Origin of the sequence: Nocardia sp. NBC_01499 (assembly GCF_045040275.1) — a bacterium.
Classification (GTDB): domain Bacteria; phylum Actinomycetota; class Actinomycetes; order Mycobacteriales; family Mycobacteriaceae; genus Nocardia.
On the sequence record NZ_CP109426.1, the window covers coordinates 1,615,316 to 1,634,481 of the forward strand.

The window sequence follows — 19,166 nt, forward strand, 5'->3', positions numbered from 1 at the left end:
GGTGCGGTCATGAATGGTCTGTCAACTCGGGTGGATATCGCATTGCTCGGTATCCGAGTCGACGCTCCGGTGCGGCGCCGTTCCGGTGCCGGGCCGAGCGACGACGGCCACGTGCTGATCGGCGGGGTCGGCGCCGCCATCCCGATCCGCGCCGACAGCCCGTACGTCGTCGAAGGCAACCGGCTATTGCTCGACGGCACGGACATGGGCCTGGAGATCGAGCCTGTTCGGCGCCCCAAGTTCTACGACCTCAGCACCGCCGACGGGGTGTCCTACGAGAAGATCGCCAGGCTGCACGGCTCGAATGTGTTGGCAACCACCGTGGTACAGACCTGTGTTCGCTACGGCGAGGACCAACGTTGTCGATTCTGCTCGATCGAAGCGTCGCTGGCGGCGGGCAGCACGATCGCGGTAAAGCGTCCTGATCAGCTGGCCGAGGTCGCCGAGGCGGCGGTACGACTCGACGGTGTTGGCCAGATGGTGCTGACCACCGGTACTTCCGCGGCGAAGGATCGCGGTGCGCGCCATCTGGCCCGGTGCGTTCGGGCGGTGAAAGCCGTTGTGCCGCAACTGCCGATCCAGGTGCAGTGCGAGCCGCCCGGCGACCTGCAGACGCTCACGGAGTTGCGTGCGGCGGGTGCCGACGCGATCGGCATCCACGTCGAGTGGCTCGACGACGAGGTCCGGCGGCGCTGGATGCCCGGCAAAGCGACGGTGCCGCTGGACGATTACCGTGCGGCGTGGGCGGAGGCCGTCCGCGTGTTCGGCCGCAACCAGGTCTCGACCTACCTGCTGGTCGGTCTCGGCGAGGATCCCGACGAATTGGTCGCCGGCGCAGCCGAACTCATCGACATGGGCGTGTACCCGTTCGTGGTTCCGTTTCGCCCGCTGCTCGGCACCCTCGCCGTCGACGTGGACGGTGCGACCGCGCCGCGCCCCGACGTATTGGCGGACGTGACCGTCCGGGTCGCGAAGGAGTTGCGGCGGGCCGGGATGCTCGGCGCGGATCAGCGGGCGGGCTGCGCGGCCTGCGGGGCGTGCAGCGTGCTGCAGAACGCGGGAGGTTGACCGATGACCCTCTCGGACGTGGATTTCACGGTGCTGACCGGCCCGGCGCCGCGCCGGCCCACCGAGCCGGACTTCCTGATCCAGCCTGCCGACGCGGCACATCTTGCCGCATATCGAGCGCTGCGACATGACTCGTTCGTCGCGGAGCAGGGCCTGTTCGCCCGCACCGATATCGATGACATCGATGACGATCCGCGAACCAGGGTGCTGGTGGCGCTCGATGCCGAGGGCGCCGTGCTGGGCGGTGTCCGGCTCGCTCCCGCGACCGATCCCGACCTCGGCTGGTGGACCGGCAGCAGGCTGGTGGTGGACGGACGCAGGCGAACCCGCGGCGTCGGACCGGCCCTGGTGCGGGCGGCGGCCGCCGATGCCGAGTCGAACAATGTGCTGCGGTTCGAGGCAACGGTGCAGGCCAGGCACGAGGCGATGTTCGCGCGGCTGGGCTGGGTGCGGCTGGCCGACATCGAGATCGCGCACAGCCCGCACGTGCACATGCGGTGGCCGATCGATCGAATCGAGCGACTGGCCCAAACCACCAAGGCGCTGCTCGCGTCCGCGTTGGCGCCGCTGCGCGGATTGCCGTCGAGTCTGGGCGGCAACGGTTTTCGCGGCGACGACGGCGCGCCGGTGCCGGGCAGCGACCTCATCGCCGCCTGTGACGCCATCATTCCCTCGATGGTGGAGCGCGATCCGGAGTGGGCCGGATGGTGCGCGGTGCTTGTCAATCTCAACGATCTGTCCGCGATGGGAGCCGCGCCCGTCGGACTGCTCGACGCCGTCGGCGCACCCCATCGATCGATCCTGACCAGGGTGATCCGTGGCCTGGCGCGGGCGAGTGCGGCGTGGGGCGTCCCGGTGCTCGGTGGGCATACGCAACTCGGTGTGCCAGCGGCACTTTCGGTGACCGCGCTTGGTCGCACCGCGCGTCCGGTGCGCGGCGGCGGGGCGCGGCTCGGCGATGCGTTGCGGGTCACCGCGGATCTCGGCGGCAACTGGCGGTCCGGATATCAAGGGCAGCAGTGGGATTCGACGTCCCGGCGGACCGGCGACGAATTGCGCCTACTGGCTGGCTTCGTCGCGCGGACCAGCCCGAACGCGGCGAAGGATGTCAGCATGGCGGGTATGGCGGGCACCGCCGGAATGCTCGCCGAGGCAAGCGGACTCGGTGCCGAGATCGACATTGCCCGAATACCCCGGCCCGCAGGCGCTTCGGTGGGCGAATGGCTCACCTGCTTTCCCGGGTTCGCCATGATCACCGCCGACCGGCCTGGCACGTCCGCCGGATCGGCCGGACCCGCCGCGTCGGCCATCTGCGGACGACTGACCTCGGCGCCGGGAGTCGGCCTGCGCTGGCCCGACGGCGTCACGACACGTGCGGTGCACGGCACCGTCACCGGATTAGGAGAATCATGAACGACGTCACGATCTCGGTGGCGGCTGCGGAATTCGGCCGCGATATGGAAGCGGGTTATCGCACCATCGCCGGACTGGTCGAGCAGGCGCGGGCACGCGGCAGCCAGCTGCTTGTGCTGCCCGAGGCCTGCCTCGGCGGTTACCTGCCGAGCCTCGGCGGCGGTGACGAATCGGAGGAAGCCAAACAGCGCAGGCTGCGCAGCCTGCCGCCCGCGCTCGAGATCGACGGGCCGCAGTTGCGCCGCGTGATCGAGATGGCGGGCGATCTCGTCATCACGCTCGGCTTCTGCGAGGCCGACGGTGCAACGCGCTACAACACGGCGGCGACGCTCAGCGGCGACGGCGTGCTCGGCACCTACCGCAAGGTGCACCAGCCGCTCGGTGAAAACCTGTGCTACTCAGCGGGATCGGAGTATCGCGCGTTCGACACGCCGATCGGGCGGATGGGCATGCAGATCTGCTACGACAAGGCGTTTCCCGAGGCGGCGCGGCTGCTCGCGCTCGACGGCGCCGAGATCGTCACGTCGCTGTCCGCCTGGCCGTCGGCGCGCACCGCCACCGTGGACAACCTCGAGGACGACCGCTGGAAGCAGCGCTTCGACATCTACGACCGGGCCCGTGCTTTGGAGAACCAACTCATCTGGGTCGCCTCGAATCAGGCGGGCACCTTCGGATCACTGCGCTTCGTCTGTAGCGCGAAGATCGTCGGGCCCGGCGGCGAACTGCTGGCGACGACGGGCGCCGAGCCCGGACTCGCCACCGCGACAATCGATCTCGACGAGAAGCTCGGGCTCGCCCGCAATAGCGGCATGTACAACCTGCGCGACCGCCGACCCGACCTCTATCGCACGGTGGTCGCCGAATTCGGCGTCGTCGGCATGCCTCCGGCACTGGAGGCGATCGATGCCTGAGCGGACACAGCACGACGTGGTCGTGATCGGCGCCGGCCAAGCCGGGTTGTCGGTGAGCAGGCATCTCGTGCGGCGCGGCATCGACCACGTGGTGCTCGAGCGCGACACGATCGCCCACGAATGGCGCGACAGTCGCTGGGACAGTTTCACTTTGGTGACGCCGAACTGGCAGTGCGTGTTGCCCGGCTACCGCTACGAAGGTTCGGAGCCGGACGGCTTCATGAAGCGCGAGGAGGTGTACGACTTCGTGCGCGGCTACGCGGCGACATTCGACGCACCGGTGCGCGAACACGTCGCGGTTACCGCGGTTACCCACTCCCCCTTCGGCGGATTCGACATCGAGACCTCGGCGGGTCCGCTGCACGCCGGGCAAGTCGTGATCGCCGTTGGCGGATACCACATTCCGGCGATTCCCCGGCTCGCCGAGAAGCTCCCGTCCTCGATCCGGCAGCTGCATTCCTCCGAATACCGCAGCGCCGCTGATCTTCCCGATGGCGCGGTGATGGTGGTCGGGACCGGGCAGTCCGGGGCTCAGATCGCCGAAGACCTGCATCTGGCGGGGCGGAAGGTGCATCTCGTGGTCGGTAGCGCGCCGCGCGTTGCCCGCTTCTATCGAGGCCGGGATTGCGTTGCGTGGCTACAGGATATGGGCCACTACGACATCCCTATCGAGGACCAGCCTGGCGGTATCGGCAAGCGCGAGAACACCAATCACTACGTGACCGGCCGCGACGGCGGACGCGACATCGACCTACGCCGGTTCGCCTCGGAGGGAATGTCGTTGTACGGCAGGCTGATCGACGTATCGGAAGCCACGATGCGGTTCGCGCCGACGTTGGCGGCATCGCTCGACGCGGCGGACGCGGTCGCGGAGAGCATCAAGGATTCGATCGACGCCTACATCGAACGCGAAGGTATCGACGCGCCACGGGAGGCCCGTTATCGACCGGTCTGGCGTCCCGAGCACGAGACAACCGAGATCGTCTCGGCCGCAGCGGGTATCACCTCGATCGTCTGGGCGGTCGGCTTCCGGACGGACTATCGCTGGCTGCGCGTCGGCGTGTTCGACGGCGAGGGACATCCGTGCCACAACCGCGGGGTGACCACGGCGACCGGCCTGTACTTCATCGGGCTGCCCTGGCAACACACCTGGGGCTCCGGCCGTTTCGCCGCGGTCGCCCGCGACGCCGCGTACCTCGCCGACCGCATCGGCGCGTTGACGCCGAGTTCGGTCCGGGCTTAAGCACGCGATGGGCACTACGCGAGTTGCCGCACTGGCCGGTCATTTCGGCTCGGACATCGCGCGTGCGCTGGACAAACTCGGTGGGATCATCGAGCGGCTCGCCGCCGAGCAGGTCGACCTGCTCGTGCTGCCGGACGCGACCCTCGGCGGCTACATCGGCGATCTGCGCAACCCGGTGACCACCCCGGTCGCCTTGGACCCGGACGGGCCGGAGATCAAGCTGCTGTGCTCGATGGCCGGCCCGATGACCGTGTGCGTCGGGTACGCCGAGCGCGCGGGTGAGCTGCGATATAACGCGGCCACCTGCCTGACCGGTGACGGCCTGCTCGGCCATCACCGCAAGGTGCACCAGCCAGCGGGCGAACATCTGGCGTACGCGGCGGGCGACAGCTTCACCGCGTTCGATACGCCGGTCGGCCGGATCGGGATGCTCATCGACTACGACAAGACCTTCCCCGAGTCGGCCCGCACCCTCGCCCTCGACGGCGCGCGCACCCTCGCGGTGCTGTCCGCGTGGCCCGCCAGTGTCACCGATCGGGCCTCGCGGATGCCGAACGATCGGCAGGCCAGGCTCTTCGATCTCTACGATATGGCGCGCGCCGCGGAGAACCAGGTGGTGCTCGCCTCGTCGAACCAGACCGGCGTCACCGGATCGCTGCGGTTTCTCGGACAGGCCAAAGTGGTCGGTCCCGGCGGCGACGTTTTGGCAAGGACATGGTCGAAAGGTGGCCTGGCCGTTGCGGATATCGACATCGATCGCGAGGTGGACCGGGCCAGGCGAGTGCTGCGGCATCTGGAGGAACGCCGAGTGCAGACCTATCACAACCTGGTCGACGAGAAAGGCGTCGGATGATGCGGATCGCGTTGCTCACCTATTCCACGAAACCGCGTGGCGGCGTGGTACATACGCTGAATCTGGCGGAGGCGCTCGCCGCGGCCGGAGCCGACGTGACGGTGTGGAGTCTGGCCCGCGACGGCGACCCGGGCTTCTTCCGGCCGGTGGAGGACGCGGTGCGGCTCGAGCTCGTTCCGTTCGTCGCGATCGAGGCAGAATCCGTCGGGCAGCGGATCCTGCGCTCCATCGATACCTTGCGTGCGGCGTTCGATGCCGCCCGGTACGACATCGTGCACGCGCAGGATTGCCTCAGCGCCAACGCGGCCGGTCGTTGCATCCGCACGATCCATCACCTCGACGAGTTCAGCACGCCCGAGCTCGCGGCCTGCCACGAGCGGGCGATCATCGAGCCGTACGCCAGGATCTGCGTCTCCGCGGCGGTAGCCGCCGAGGTCCGTGCGGGCTGGGGATTCGAGCCGACGGTGATCCCGAACGGTGTCGACTTCGAGCGATTCGCGGCGGCGGCCGGACCGGACGCCGCCGGACAGCGGCAGGCTTGGCGGAACCGATTGGGGCGCTATGTGCTTGCGGTCGGTGGCATCGAGCCGCGTAAGGGCTCGATCGATCTGCTGGAGGCGTTCGCGTTGTTGGCGGATCAGGACCTCCAGTTGGTCTTCGCGGGTGGTGAGACGCTGTTCGACTACCGCGACTACCGGGCTCGCTTCACAGCGCGCGCCGACGAACTCGGTCTCGCCCCGGTGATCCTCGGCGCGGTGGCCGATGCGGATCTGCCCTCGTTGGTTGCCGCCGCGGCCGCGGTGCCGTTCTTCTCGCGCAAGGAAGGCTTCGGGCTGGCGGCGATGGAGGCGCTCGCCGCGGGCGTACCCGTTGTGGCGCGCGATCTTCCGGTGCTGCGGGAAGTCTTCGACGACGCCGTGGACTATGTGTCGACGCCGGGCCAGTTGGCGGCCGCGTTGCGCGCGGCGCTGCCCACGGATCCGGCCAGGCGGGCACGCGGTCGCGCGGTGGCGTCCCGGTATCGCTGGGCCGACGCGGCCCGCGCGCACCTCGATTTCTATGCCGCGCTGTCCACCACCCAGCCGAGCCATCGACCGACGACGACCTCGACCTGGTCGGCCGCACCCATTCCGCCGCTGCAGGGCCTGACCACGAGGAGCGTGATCGCCCGTCCATCCGGCTAACCGGGGGCGCGTGGCCGGTCGCTGATGCGACAGGGCGCGCCCCGGCATCAGATCAACGACCGACTTCGAAAGGCACGGCGATGAAACTCGTCAACACGCGGTGGCTGACGGCTGCCTGCACCATCATCCTGGCCGCACTATCAACGGCTTTCGCGGTAGCTCCGGCCTCGGCGGACCCAACCGCAGACCCGTCGGCCGAACCGCGACACAGCTTCGCCGAGTATCAGGGCATCCCGATCTCCATCTACGAATATGGGCCGAGCGCCGACCAGGCACCCACCATCGTGACCACCGGCGGCTGGCCGGGCGACTCGTCGATATTCGAAGTGGCGTCCCGCAAGCTCGCCGCCAAGTATCACGTGGTGCGCTATGACCATCGCGGTGCGGGGCTGTCCGGGCACGACACGAACGATGAGTTGAACAGCCTGGCGAACCTTGCCGGAGAGTTCGGCGCGGTCATCGATAAGACCGCGCCGGGTCATGCGGTACACACCTTCACCATCGGGTGGGGTTCGTACATCACCGCCGAATACGCGCACCGTTATCCGGGACGGATCGCTTCGCTCAGTTCGATCGGTGCACCAAGCCTGGATCTGGAGCACTACGCGGTACTCGAATCCGGTCGTGATCCAGCGCAATTCGTGGCGATGATGCCTGAGCTGAGTTACTTTGCCGCGATGACGACACCGGCCCTGCCCGAGTTCTGGGCTGGCAGCGGGGTCGACCTCGCGGCCTTCAACGCCGCGATCGCGCTGATCGGCGACCCACCGATCCATTTGACGAACGCCGACCTGGTTTCCGGAGTTTCGATCTACCGCGCCAATATGCCGACGAGGTTGGCGACCGCCCCGGAGTACGACTACCTCGCGGTACCGGTGCTGCAGGTGTTCCAATCCAATGCGGACGGGCCCTATCTGATCACCGGCTTGGCCAAGCACACCAATAACCTCTGGTTGACCGGGATCCAGGGCAGCCACGCCGACTTCGGCCGGACCTCGTGGCCGCTGATCGATGCCGAGCTGGACAAGGCGATCGCCGCCACCGAACACCAGTAGTACCCGAGGATCCGGCGACTGGTTCGCGGTTTGTCGGTGCCGGTCGCTAGGTTCGTCACATGGAAAGGATCGACCTGGAAGACAATCCGGCCATCGGGCGGATTGTGTTTCCGGGAAACCCGTGGCCGGCAGGACATGCGATCGACGAGTTCGCGTGGACCGGGCGGATCGACGAGAACGGCAATTTATGGTTCGACCTGCACCTGCGGTCGGCGAAGTATGACGAAGCGGGCTCACCGAAAAGTGCTGTCGGTGCCGATGATTGGTCGTCGCCGCAGGTGTGGCGAAACTCCGGCGGTTGCACGTTGTCGTCCACCTACTGGGGCGAGGACGACGGCACCGGTTTCCTCGCCGCCACGCCCGGAAATCCATTCCATCTGAAATCGTTGACGCCACAACGATTGACGGCCGATCCGCTCCCGCTCGCCGAAGTCGATCAGCTCGAATATCTCGCTTTCAACATCTACCTGCTCGGCCACGATTCCGTCGCCGACCAGGAGGTGATTTTCACGCGCCGGCCGGACGGCGGCCACGACATCGCCTGGCATGGACGCGTCGCGCTGACCTACGTCGACGACAACGAATTTCGGCACGCTTTCCACGTTCGAATCGTCGCGCGCCTCGAATACATCCGCTACCCCGCCATGCTTTCGCTGGAGGAGGCACACGACCTTCTGCAGGCTGTCATCGACGCGCCGGAGTTGTTCGAGACCGGGCTCATCGACGGCCAGCCCGCCTGGGTGCCGAAGTCGTAGCTGGTTGTGCCACTGCGCTGCTGACTGTCGAGGGTAATTTGGAATACCAGCTTTACGATGCCGCGAATGACACGCCGTTGCCGTCCAAGCGAACCGAGTGATCGTTTGTTATGCGGCCGAATGTCCCGGCAGCACACAGGCGGTGTCGAGGCCGAGTACCCGATTGAGGCGACCGAAGGCGAGCCAGGAGCCGATGCTCATGCTCAGTTCCACGACTTCGGCCTGGGAGTACTCGGCGAGCATCCTGGTCCAGAACTCGTCATCGATGCCATGGTGGTCGAGGGCGTAGCGCTCAGCGTATTCCGCGGCGAGACGGGTGCGTTCGTCGAAAGCCTCGGTGAGGCGCCACTCGGTGACGGCGTCGGCGAACTCGGGCTCCACCTTTTTGCCGTCGCGTTCGGTGCGCCAATCCTGACAGAAGAGGCAGCCGTTGATTTGCGCGATACGCAGGCGGGCGGCCTCGAATTCACGCAACCCGAGGGTGCTGTGCGAATACACCGACATCGAGAACTGAGCGGCGGCGACGCCGATACCGGGCACCATTTCGCCCCATACATAACCGATCGGGTCCTTGCCCTCGGGGATATCGATGATCATGGATGTTTCCTTCCGAGTTTGCCGACTGCCGGACGCAGCGGAATATCGAGCGCGTCATAGAGTCCGGGTTCGGCAGCGGCGAGCCAATCGATCGCGCTCACCAAACGGCCTACAGCAGTGGCGTTTCCGCCCGCGGCGCGATTACCGTTCTCGTCGGTCGCCTCGATGGTGACCTCGATGCGCGGGCGGCCCTCGATGATCACCCGGTGCGCGCCGTCGCCGTCGGCGGGCGCCGGCCAGTCCGGCGCGCAGGACGGATGGATGCGGGTGACGTGTTCGATGATGATGCGCGGCTCGCCCGCGACAATGCCCTGCACCTCGAAGCGCACCGCGCCCTGGGTGCCCGCCGCGAACTCGCCCATCGATCGGGTGGTGATCGTGGTTTCGAGTTGCCGCCGGTCCAGGGTTTCGCGGATCTCGTCGAGTTCGACGCCGAGCGCCCGCGCCATCAGTCGAATCTGCCCGCCCCACACCATGGTCGGCACCGTCGGCGCGAGCATGGGTGGCTGATAGTCCATCGGCTGGCCCATGCCGACCAGGTAGCGGACCGAGTCGGGTTGATCGTAGCTGGAGTAGTCGAAGATCTCCTGGCAGCGGAGCACGTCGACGGTGCCGCCGAGGCCGCTGATCAACAGTGGCAGCGCATCGTTGCCCCAGCCGGGATCGACACCGGAGACGAACAGCGAGCCGCCGCCCTCGGCGATCGCGGCGAGCACCGGGTCGCGGATCTCGGCCGGTGCGTTGCGTGGGTCGTAGAGCGCGTACAGCGCCGGCGTGACGACTATCGCGCCCGCGCGGATCGCGCGGATGATGTCGGCGAGTGCGTCATCAGGGCGGATATCGCCGGACGCGGCGTACACGACCGCCCGTGGACGCGTCGCCAGCACCGCGTCGATGTCATCGCTGGCCGCGACGCCGACTCGATAGTCGAGACCGCTCAACTCTCCGGCGTCGCGCCCGACCTTGTCGGGATTGTGCACGAGCACACTGGTGAGTTCGAGCGCCGGATGCGCCTCGACGGCTCGAATGGCCGCCCGGCCGACATTGCCGGTGCCCCACACCGCCGTGGAGATCATGCCGGGAGCGTAGCAAGCGCTTGGTCGGTTTCACGGGGTTATCGCGAAGGTGGCGTCTATGGGACGTAGCAGGTACGCTGAGTACAGCTTGGGGCCCCGCGTGATTCGATCCGCGACTGAAATCCGCCCCAGAATCCTCCCGAAGTTATCTGTAACCGTCGGTTACACATAAACCCGCTCGGCGTAGGACGGATGCGGTTACCGGGTTTCGGCAACATTCCCGCAGGTGCGAGTGGAAGACTGAATCCATGATTCCCACGGATCAGCTGACCGACCAGGTCGCGCGCTTCGAGACCGAACAGGTCTGACCGGGTTTCGACACCAACGAACCCGACTGTCGCACAACACATCACAGCAACCAGAGCACGCGGCTCGGACAAGCGCACGCCCGAACCTGCCGTCAAGAAAATGTTCCCCAGTCCCCGAATTCTGTATCCACGACGGCGGAATGGGAGTTAGGTTGGGGGTGCTCGGGGGCGAGCTGCTGATATGACGCGCTATGCCGGGTCATATTCCTACTTGCGAGGAGGGTGCTGATGACAGCGAACCCCACCGCACTCGGCTACCTGCGCCGCGATATCTCGGGTCGGCAGCAGTCCTGGGACGAATCCCAAATCCGCAGCCTCGCAAAGCGTCTCGGCTACGACCTGGCCCGAACCATTCTCTTCGACGCGGACACCGACAACCGCATCGATCAACTGCAGACCGCCGTCCTGGTCAGCGAAGCCGAAGCGGTGATCACCCCGACCCTCGACCACCTCGACGGCACTGCCGATCCGCTGGTCAAAACCTGCGACGTGATCACCGTCCGTCCCGAAAACACCTACGCCCGCTGGGCTTTTCCGCCGGCCCAGGTGGATGTGTAGCTGTCGTGTATGCCGCCGGTGTCGGATCGTCCGACTGAAATCTCGCTTACCACAGAGAACCGCTCGGTATGCTCAGGCTGAGCGCAGTCGTCTACCGGTACAACCTGGATCGAGGCTGAGCAATGCCGCTCCCGAAGACCGCCCACACCTCCCGACCCTGGCGCATTCACGAATTCACCAAAGATTTCCACCTCGAAGACGTCTGGGCCCTACCCACTCCCGGCGGCCCCGACGACTTCCCACGCCTCGTGCAACTCATCGCGTCCCAAAACGATCCGAACGACTTCTCCCTCGCCTACCGCGTCCTTTTCGCGATCCGCTGGAAACTCGGCGCACTCTTCGGCTGGGACAATTCGGACACCGGCATCGCCAGTCGCGTGCCCTCCCTGCGCGACCGGCTCCCCGCCGATCTCCGCGACGCACCACCCGGCCCGAATTTCCAGAGCGTCCCCTTCCACTCCGTCTTCCTGACCGACAACGAATGGGCCGCCGAAATCGCCAACCGCACCGTGCACGCGATCATGCACATCGGCTGGGTCCCCAACGAAACCGGCGGCTACCGCGGCCAAATGGCCATCCTGGTCAAGCCGAACGGCCCCCTCGGCAAGCTCTACCTGGCCGCCATCCGCCCCCTCCGCCACCTCCTGGTCTACCCAGCCATGCTGCGCACCTTCCACCGCACCTGGCAGTCCCAACCCGCCTAGCTCAGTACTCCCGTGACGCATCCGGCTTCATGCGCCCGGCGGCAATCAAGGTTTGCCGTGCTGCGGCCTTGCGCGGACACTCGTCGGCGCGGCATTCCCTGTGGCACTGCATGATGCCGTGTGCCTCGGGCACACTCAGAGGTCGGTCGGGTGCCTCATGCGGCGATCCCTGCGGCCACAGAGCCGCGTCGGTGGGGTGATCCCCTCGGCCCGCCATACGTCGGCGCTCGGCTCGCCATTCCGCTTGGACGCGGTCCACGATCTCTTGCACCGACGGGCCGTCCGATTCGGATTCCCGCCACCAGTTGAACCCACCACTTCACCCCGGCTGTGTTCGATGTCCGGTTGGTGAGCACCCGCCGCCGGGGAGTCCGGGATCGACCCGGCGGCGAGGCTAAGAAGCACGCTAAATGCCTGTTTATGTGCGGTCAGGTACGGTTCGTACCCCCCGCCCATCCGCTTATGTCCGGCTACGCTTGAACTACTCGAACCAACCGGCGGAAGGTGTGAGGCGGGTGTACAGCTCTGACGACAGTGCGCCAGTCGGCAAGCGGATCAAGTCGCAGCGTGCGCGCGTCGGTATGTCGAGGCCTGTACTTGCCGGTCTGGTCGGCCGGTCGACCGAGTGGCTGAAAGCGGTAGAAAACGGCCGCATCCAGACTCCCCGGCTGCCGATGCTGTTGCGGATCGCACGAGCACTTGAACTCGAAGATCTGGCCGAACTGACCGGCAATGACCACGCTGTGCCGGTGTCGGTGTTCGCCGGTGAGCGACATTCGACGTTGAACGCTGTGCAAGCGGCGCTGACGGACTTCCGGCTGAGCCCACCGGAACGTGCGGTGAGCTCAGAACATCTGGCCGAGCGGCTACGGCAGGCATGGCACGTTCGACATGCGAGCCCGGATCACCGGACTCAGCTCGGTGCGCTACTGCCCGGATTGATCAGAGACGCGCAGAGCGCGGCTCGTTCGACCGGAGACGAGCGCCGGGCTGCTCGGCGCGCCCTGGCCGGTGTCTATCAGCTCGCAGATTTCTACGTCGCGTATCAGCCTGCGCCTGAGCTGGTTTGGCTCGTCGCTGACCGCGCGCTGAACGAGTCGTACGAAGCCGACGACCCGTACATCATTGCGTGCAGCGCATGGGCGATGGTGCAGGCGCTGCGGGACTCGGGCCGCTGGGTCGAGGCGATAGCGTTGGCGCGCAACGCGATAGACCGACTTTCGCCATACCTCCATCGAGACGAGACCTCCGGCGACTGGCGGGGGATCGCCGGTGCCCTCGACGCAGAGATCGCCTACGTTCACGCGCGCCGAGGCCGCTACGGCGAAGCTTGGGAGTACTGGGAACGCGCCGACCGGACAGCCCGCCAGCTCGGTCCCGCGTATCGGCATGTACAAACCTCGTTCTCGATACCAGTCATGGCGGCACACGCGACCACGCTCGGCGTAGAACTTCGCCGACCCGGTGAAGCGCTGCAAGCGTCCAACGGCTTCGACGCTGACCGGATAGTCTCGCTGCCGCGGCGCAGCCGACATTTCATCGAGGTAGCACGCGGGCACTCCCAGCGCGACGAGTCGACTGCCGTCTTTGCGCTACTCGACAAGTCGGAGCGCACCGCACCCGAAACGATCCGGTACAACGGCTACGCCCGCGAGATGCTGCACGCCCTGGCAAAGCATCCGCCATCCGGAATGCGCGACGACGTTCGGGAACTCTGTCAGCGCGTCGGTGTTCCTGGCTAGAAATCCGCACCCCGCCCTAGCCATCGCGCCGCCGTTCCGCCCGAGAAGGTCCCGGCCGTTATCGTGGTGGTGCGGGCCGCGCTGGAGCACGTCGTCGCCCGGTCAGGGTGATCGCCCGTCGCTATTACGCGGCATCCCGCATAACCTGTGAACTCTTGGGTATCAATACACTGCTGTCCCGTTAAGGGGGCCGACTGATTGCTGCGCCATTCCCGGCTTCGGCGAGTACGGTATACCCCGCCGCAACAGCGCAAGGACGGGACGACGCATTCGGCGGAAAGGCGGGCATCGATGAACGAGCCGTATTCGTCATGGGCCGCTCGGAATTCGCCCGATGACCGGCCGCTCGCCGCCCGATATCAGAGTGCGGAGCCGATCGTTCTGCGTGGCAGCAAGGTTTATCCGATGTACACCGAGCAGGTCGGGCCCGAGCCGACGGCGATCACGGTGACGCTGCTGTCCGCCGCTCCCCCGGCCGGGCTGCGCGGTCTCGGCATGGGATTGTCGGTGGTCGACGGTTATGTCGCGCTGAACGGTCGCCGCCTGGCCGGTGTCGACGTATGGTCCGACGCCCTGGTCGGCGGCATCAGCTTCGACGTGATCGGCACCGCTCCGGTCACCCTGGTGACGCTGACACCCGTCTGGGTCGACGCGTTCGGCGAGCAGAAGTCCTGGGTCGGCAATTACGGGATCGTCATCGAGAACAGCCCGGACGGCCGAATCGTGCTGTGGTGCAGCATCGGCGAGGGGCCGGCCAACTTCGCCAACCTCGTCGTCGAGGTGCAGACCGCCCCGATCACCAGGCAGCTGGAACCGCAACCCGCCCCGGACGCCCAGCACACCCATCCGCTGCGGTCGATGCCGAACCTGCCGACCAAGGTGCCGAACCTGCCGACCAACCCGAGCGGCGCATACCCTCAGGCCACCCAGAACAACGCCCACCCGCCGACCATGCAGTCGGCGCAGACCAACCCCGGCGGCGGCTTCGCGCCCAACCCGCCGCCGGTCCCGAATACCGCGCAACCCGGTGTCCCACAGCCGAACTCGCACGCCGGTGCTCAGCCCACCCCGCCCGTCAGGTCCGATGCGCAGTCCGCCTCGACGCCGAATCCCAGGCCCAACGCACAGTCGGGCCCAACGCCGAATCCCAGATCCGACGCGCAGCCCGGCCCAACGCCGAATCCCAGGCCCAACGCACAGTCCGGCCCAACGCCAAATCCCAGATCCGACGCGCAGCCCGGCCCAACGCCGAATCCCAGATCCGACGCGCAGCCCGGCCCAACGCCGAATCCCAGGCCCGACGCCCACTCCGGCCCGACACCGCACCCCAGGCCCAACGCGCAGCCTGCCCCCACACAGAATCCCGGGTCCGACACCCGGCCCGCCCCGACGCCGAATCTCAGATCCGACGCTCAGCCTGCCCCGACGCAGAGTCTCAGATCTGACTCATCTGACTCGACACCGAATCCCAGGTCCGGCGCTCAGTCCGCCCCCACGCCTAATCCCAGGTCCGATATCCAGTCCGCCCCCACGCCACACCCCAGCTCCGACACCCGACCCGCCCCGATGCCGCACCTCGGCTCCGACGCCCAGTACGGCCCCGGCGTGCAATCGGCACCCACCCGCCCGATGCAGACCAAACCACCGGCCGAGGAGACCCCCGAACCGGACCACAGTTATCGGACCGCCCTCTACGACCTCGGCGTCGCCATGTACGGCCGCGGCGAGGAAGACCAGGCGTGCGGACTGTGGGCACAGGCCGCCGACGCCGGCCATCCCGGCGCCGCCTACGACCTCGGCGTCGTCCGCTTCCGCCGCGGCGACCTAGCCGACGCCGAACGCTGGTGGCGTACCGCGGCGGACCGGCGCGAACCGCGCGCGATGGCGGGCCTGGCCGAACTCCTTGACCGGCAAGGCAATTACGCCGAGGCCCGGGTCTGGCGTGCGTGCGCCGACGAGGAACGCGTCACGAAGGCCGATCAGTCGGTCGGCTGACCGCCGCGTAGTTCCGCGCGCGCGTCCATCAACGCGAAGCCCAACAGGTTCAGCCCAGGCCACTGTGCGGGATCCTCCGCCCTCGGATCGTCGGCCGCCACCCCGATCCCCCAGATCCGATCCACCGGACTGGCTTCCACCAGCACCCGATCCCCCGTCCCGAGCAGATACTCCAGCAGCTCCGGATGCTGCCCGAATTTCGCCGCGTTCCCGCGCACCACGATCTCGTACCGGTGCGCGCTCCACAGACTTCCGTCGAAGCCGCGGACCTCCCGCCCGAGCCCCTTCGCCGCCTTCGGCGTCCGCGCCGCCAACACCCGCTCGGCATTCTCCGCGTCACCGAACAGCCGCGCCTTGCCCCACATCATGTAGTGCTCGGCCGACGCGAACTCCGTCCCGTCGACCACGAACGACGCGGGCCACCACTGGCTCAGGCAGCTCGCCCCGATCCGCCCGCTCCGTTCCGGCTGATGCCCCCAGAACAGCAGATAGTCCACCTTCTCGCCCGCCGTTGTCACCCTGACCAGATCGCCTACCGAACGCAGGTTCATGATCAAAGTGTGCCCTATGGTCCGCCACCCCCGCCTCCGGAATATCCGCGAAGCCCGTTGGGGGCGGCGAACATAGAGTCCATCCGGTGAACAGACACATCGCCTTCGAACGACTACACAACTTCCGCGATCTCGGCGGCTACCCGACCGAGGACGGACAGGTACTGCGCTGGGGGCGTCTGTATCGCTCCGACTCGCTCGGCAAGCTGCGCGGCGCGGACTGGGAGCGGTTTCTGAACCTCGGTGTCACGGCCGTCATCGATCTGCGCTATCCCTGGGAGATCGAGGCCAAAGGTCGAGTCCCCCAGCACGAGTCACTCGTTTACCACAACCTCAGTATCGAACATCGCCCCTACGATCAGGCGGGTCTGGCCCCGGACATCCCGGTGGGCCCGTACCTCGCCGAACGGTTCCTCGAGGTCGCCTATGACGGCGTGGCGGAAATCCGCCAGGCACTGAAGGTGCTCGCCACCGCGGACGGCCCGGTGGTCTTCCACTGCGCGGCAGGCAAGGACCGCACCGGGCTGCTCGCCGCACTCGTGCTGACCTTGCTCGGCGTGCCCGAGGAGCAGATCATCGAGGACTTCGCCCGCACCGAGCTCGCCACCGAACGCTTCATCGCGGACTGGCGGGCCGCGAATCCCGGCAGGGAGCTGACCTGGCCCGGTTACGGGCGGGCGCCCGCCGAGGTGATGCGGTTGTTCCTCGCGGCACTGGCGACCGAACATGGTTCCGCGCGCGGATATACGACGGAACTGCTCGGTGTCGACGACGACCTGGTCGCCGCCCTGCGCCGGACTCTGCTCGAACCGGCCTAGCCGCACGGGTGCGTAAACCGCTCGCGTGGCGCGGCGGCGGTGCGATATCTTGCGGGCATGGGCAGTTTGGCGATGAACGGAGCGTGCGCGGTCGGCGTGTACTACCTGCGGCTGCGCGCGGAGGCCTTGGCTCTGCCAGCGCACCGCACTGCTCCGATGTCCCGATAGCTCCGATCGGGTTCGGCATCGGCGGTCGATAGCGACCGTCGGTATTTCTGTGCTCTGGCATGGGTCCGGGCGAATCACATTCCCTGATTCGACCACTCCGTTCGGAGGACACCCATGTCCCGCAATCGTTCGCTGCCGCGTGCCCGAGTTACGCGAGCGGACACCCGTAAACGCTTGTCCCAGAACTTCCTCACCGATGCCGGTGCCGCGCGGTTGATCGTGCGTTCGTCGGGCGTTACCGCCGAGGATCTCGTGTTAGAGATCGGTCCCGGCGACGGCATGTTGACGCGGCAGCTGCTCGGCTCAGCAGGCCGGGTACGCGCGTACGAGAAGGACGCCCATTACGTCGACCTGTTGCGCAGGCGCTATGCCGGTAACGATCGAATAATGCTGTTCCACAAGGACTTCCGAACGGTGCGCGAACCAGCGGAGCCATTCGCGGTGGTGGCCAACGTGCCCTTCGCCGTGACGACCGACCTCGTGCGCTGGTGCCTGGCGGCCGAACATCTCACCTCGGCGACCCTGCTCACCCAATGGGAGTTCGCCCGTAAGCATTCCGGCGACTACGGCCGTTGGACCAAACTCACCGTTACCCATTGGCCCACTGTCGCAATGACATTGGGTGCACGCATCGGACGCAACAGCTTCCATCCGGTGCCGCGCGTCGACACCGCGATTCTGCACCTGCACCGACGGCCACGCCCACTCCTGCCGAACTCGGCGCAAGCCGACTACCGCCAAGTGGTTGAGCTCGGCTTCTCGGGCGTCGGCGGCTCGCTGGCGAACTCGTTGCGCCAGCAGTTCCCGGCGCACACCGTACGGGCCGCGTGTACTGCCGCGGGAATCGCGCAGGACGAACCGGTCGGCCTGATCGACCCGAACCGCTGGCTGGTCCTTTACGCGACATTGCGAACACCGGCCAACTCACACCGCTACACAAATGTATCGGATACATTCATGTATCAAACGAGGAAGGGAGCGCCGTGACCGGCAACTTCGGTGACTACCAGTACGAGATCTACTTCCAGGGCCTCGGCGGTGTGCTGCCGAACCTGCCGATGACCTTCGCGGAACTGGCGGCGAAGGCGCAGGCCGCGCTGCCGCCGGGCATCTGGTCCTATGTGGCGGGCGGCGCGGGCGACGAACTCACCCAGCGCACCAACGCGACGGCATTCGAGAAGCTCGGTCTCATCCCCCGCATGCTGCGCGCCACAAAGGAGCGCGACCTCACGATCGACCTCTTCGGCATGAAGCTTCCGTCACCGATCTTCATGGCCCCGGTCGGCGTGATCGGACTCTGCGCGCAGGACGGTCACGGCGACCTCGCGACCGCCAAGGCCGCGGCGCGCACCGGCGTTCCGATGGTGGCTTCCACGCTGACGGTCGATCCGCTCGAGCAGGTGGCCGCCGAATTCGGCGACACCCCTGGCATGTTCCAGCTCTACACACCGACCGACCGCGACCTGGCGCAGAGCCTGGTCAGCCGCGCCGAGGCCGCGGGCTTCAAAGCCATTGTGGTGACACTGGATACGTGGGTGCCCGGCTGGCGCCCGCGCGACCTGAGCACCTCGAACTTCCCGCAGCTGCGCGGCCACTGCCTGGCGAACTACTTCAGCGACCCGGTGTTCCGCGCGATGCTCGCGAAGAGTCCCGAGGAGGACCCGAAAACCGCCATCTTGACCTGGATTTCGCAGTTCGGCAGCCCGGTCACCTGGGACGACCTGTCCTGGCTCCGGTCGCTGACCGATCTTCCGTTGGTACTCAAGGGAATCTGTCACCCCGACGACGCCCGCCGCGCCAAAGACGCGGGCGTGGACGGCATCTACTGCTCCAATCACGGCGGCAGGCAGGCCAACGGCGGTATCCCCGCGATCGAGCACCTGCCCGATGTCGTCGCGGCCGCCGACGGTCTGCCCGTGCTGTTCGACTCCGGAATCCGTTCCGGCGCCGACATTGTCAAGGCGCTGGCCCTCGGCGCGACCGCCGTCGGCATCGGCCGCCCGTACTGCTACGGCCTTGCGCTCGGCGGCGCCGACGGCATCGTGCACGTGCTGCGCTCGCTGCTCGCCGAGGCGGATCTGCTGATGGCGGTCGACGGCTACCCGACGATCGCCGAGCTGACCCCGGAGACGATCCGCCGGTTACCCTGACCCAGGCAGCCGAGCTG

General features: G+C 67.1%; 18 protein-coding genes. 15 read left to right on the forward strand and 3 right to left on the reverse strand.

Annotated elements, in window-relative coordinates; all coding sequences use genetic code 11:
• The first annotated feature begins 9 nt into the window (after positions 1-9).
• The 8 genes from OG203_RS07295 to OG203_RS07330 all read left to right on the forward strand — a co-directional run bounded on the left by OG203_RS07295 (position 10) and on the right by OG203_RS07330 (position 8,482).
• A complete protein-coding gene (locus tag OG203_RS07295; RefSeq protein WP_405164905.1) occupies positions 10-1,068 on the forward strand; it encodes an MSMEG_0568 family radical SAM protein in 1,059 nt (352 codons plus the stop codon).
• Between the two features lie 3 nt (positions 1,069-1,071).
• Positions 1,072-2,481, forward strand: coding sequence for an MSMEG_0567/sll0787 family protein (locus OG203_RS07300; RefSeq protein WP_405164906.1), 1,410 nt, complete (start codon positions 1,072-1,074; stop codon positions 2,479-2,481).
• A complete protein-coding gene (locus OG203_RS07305; RefSeq protein WP_405164907.1) occupies positions 2,478-3,392 on the forward strand; it encodes a carbon-nitrogen hydrolase family protein in 915 nt (304 codons plus the stop codon). The genes OG203_RS07300 and OG203_RS07305 overlap by 4 nt, the downstream gene beginning before the upstream one ends.
• Positions 3,385-4,635: an MSMEG_0569 family flavin-dependent oxidoreductase gene (locus tag OG203_RS07310; RefSeq protein ID WP_405164908.1), complete on the forward strand. Its 1,251-nt coding sequence runs from the start codon at positions 3,385-3,387 to the stop codon at positions 4,633-4,635. The genes OG203_RS07305 and OG203_RS07310 overlap by 8 nt, the downstream gene beginning before the upstream one ends.
• 7 nt (positions 4,636-4,642) lie before the next feature.
• Positions 4,643-5,488 carry a carbon-nitrogen hydrolase family protein gene (locus OG203_RS07315; protein ID WP_405164909.1) on the forward strand — a complete coding sequence of 282 codons (846 nt, stop codon included), beginning with the start codon at positions 4,643-4,645 and terminating at the stop codon, positions 5,486-5,488.
• Complete coding sequence (locus OG203_RS07320) at positions 5,488-6,672, forward strand: MSMEG_0565 family glycosyltransferase (RefSeq protein WP_405164910.1); 1,185 nt, start codon at positions 5,488-5,490, stop codon at positions 6,670-6,672. Before OG203_RS07315 ends, OG203_RS07320 begins: the two co-directional genes overlap by 1 nt.
• A gap of 80 nt (positions 6,673-6,752) precedes the next feature.
• Complete coding sequence (locus OG203_RS07325; protein WP_405164911.1) at positions 6,753-7,727, forward strand: alpha/beta fold hydrolase; 975 nt, start codon at positions 6,753-6,755, stop codon at positions 7,725-7,727.
• Positions 7,728-7,786: 59 nt separating this feature from the next.
• Positions 7,787-8,482, forward strand: coding sequence for a hypothetical protein (locus OG203_RS07330; RefSeq protein ID WP_405164912.1), 696 nt, complete (start codon positions 7,787-7,789; stop codon positions 8,480-8,482).
• A gap of 108 nt (positions 8,483-8,590) precedes the next feature.
• Here the strand turns inward: OG203_RS07330 and OG203_RS07335 are convergent, their stop codons facing one another.
• Both OG203_RS07335 and OG203_RS07340 read right to left on the reverse strand, forming a co-directional pair.
• Positions 8,591-9,079 (reverse strand): carboxymuconolactone decarboxylase family protein, encoded by a 489-nt coding sequence (locus tag OG203_RS07335; protein ID WP_405164913.1) that lies wholly within the window; start codon positions 9,077-9,079, stop codon positions 8,591-8,593.
• A complete protein-coding gene (locus OG203_RS07340; RefSeq protein WP_405164914.1) occupies positions 9,076-10,155 on the reverse strand; it encodes a dihydrodipicolinate reductase in 1,080 nt (359 codons plus the stop codon). The genes OG203_RS07335 and OG203_RS07340 overlap by 4 nt, the downstream gene beginning before the upstream one ends.
• 536 nt (positions 10,156-10,691) lie before the next feature.
• Between OG203_RS07340 and OG203_RS07345 the strand changes: the two genes are divergently transcribed.
• The 4 genes from OG203_RS07345 to OG203_RS07360 all read left to right on the forward strand — a co-directional run bounded on the left by OG203_RS07345 (position 10,692) and on the right by OG203_RS07360 (position 15,462).
• Positions 10,692-11,021: a hypothetical protein gene (locus OG203_RS07345; protein ID WP_405164915.1), complete on the forward strand. Its 330-nt coding sequence runs from the start codon at positions 10,692-10,694 to the stop codon at positions 11,019-11,021.
• 122 nt (positions 11,022-11,143) lie between these two features.
• Positions 11,144-11,725 carry a DUF2867 domain-containing protein gene (locus tag OG203_RS07350; RefSeq protein WP_405164916.1) on the forward strand — a complete coding sequence of 194 codons (582 nt, stop codon included), beginning with the start codon at positions 11,144-11,146 and terminating at the stop codon, positions 11,723-11,725.
• A 515-nt stretch (positions 11,726-12,240) separates the two neighbouring features.
• Positions 12,241-13,467 carry a helix-turn-helix domain-containing protein gene (locus tag OG203_RS07355; protein ID WP_405164917.1) on the forward strand — a complete coding sequence of 409 codons (1,227 nt, stop codon included), beginning with the start codon at positions 12,241-12,243 and terminating at the stop codon, positions 13,465-13,467.
• 291 nt (positions 13,468-13,758) lie between these two features.
• The gene (locus OG203_RS07360; protein ID WP_405164918.1) at positions 13,759-15,462 is read left to right on the forward strand and encodes a hypothetical protein; all 1,704 of its coding nucleotides are present in this window, start codon (positions 13,759-13,761) and stop codon (positions 15,460-15,462) included.
• On the opposite strand, the gene OG203_RS07365 is transcribed toward OG203_RS07360, so the two are convergent.
• Positions 15,447-16,013, reverse strand: coding sequence for an NADAR family protein (locus tag OG203_RS07365; RefSeq protein WP_405164919.1), 567 nt, complete (start codon positions 16,011-16,013; stop codon positions 15,447-15,449). The genes OG203_RS07360 and OG203_RS07365 overlap by 16 nt on opposite strands.
• 86 nt (positions 16,014-16,099) lie before the next feature.
• Here OG203_RS07365 and OG203_RS07370 point away from each other — a divergent pair, with 86 nt between their 5' ends.
• The 3 genes from OG203_RS07370 (at position 16,100) to OG203_RS07380 (ending at position 19,149) form a co-directional block, all read left to right on the forward strand.
• Positions 16,100-16,831, forward strand: a complete 732-nt coding sequence (locus OG203_RS07370) for a tyrosine-protein phosphatase (protein ID WP_405164920.1) — start codon at positions 16,100-16,102, stop codon at positions 16,829-16,831.
• Between the two features lie 282 nt (positions 16,832-17,113).
• The gene (gene erm / locus OG203_RS07375) at positions 17,114-17,986 is read left to right on the forward strand and encodes a 23S ribosomal RNA methyltransferase Erm (protein WP_405164921.1); all 873 of its coding nucleotides are present in this window, start codon (positions 17,114-17,116) and stop codon (positions 17,984-17,986) included.
• On the forward strand, positions 17,983-19,149 hold the full coding sequence (locus OG203_RS07380) for a lactate 2-monooxygenase (protein ID WP_405164922.1): 1,167 nt from the start codon (positions 17,983-17,985) through the stop codon (positions 19,147-19,149). The genes erm and OG203_RS07380 overlap by 4 nt, the downstream gene beginning before the upstream one ends.
• Positions 19,150-19,166 lie beyond the last annotated feature (17 nt).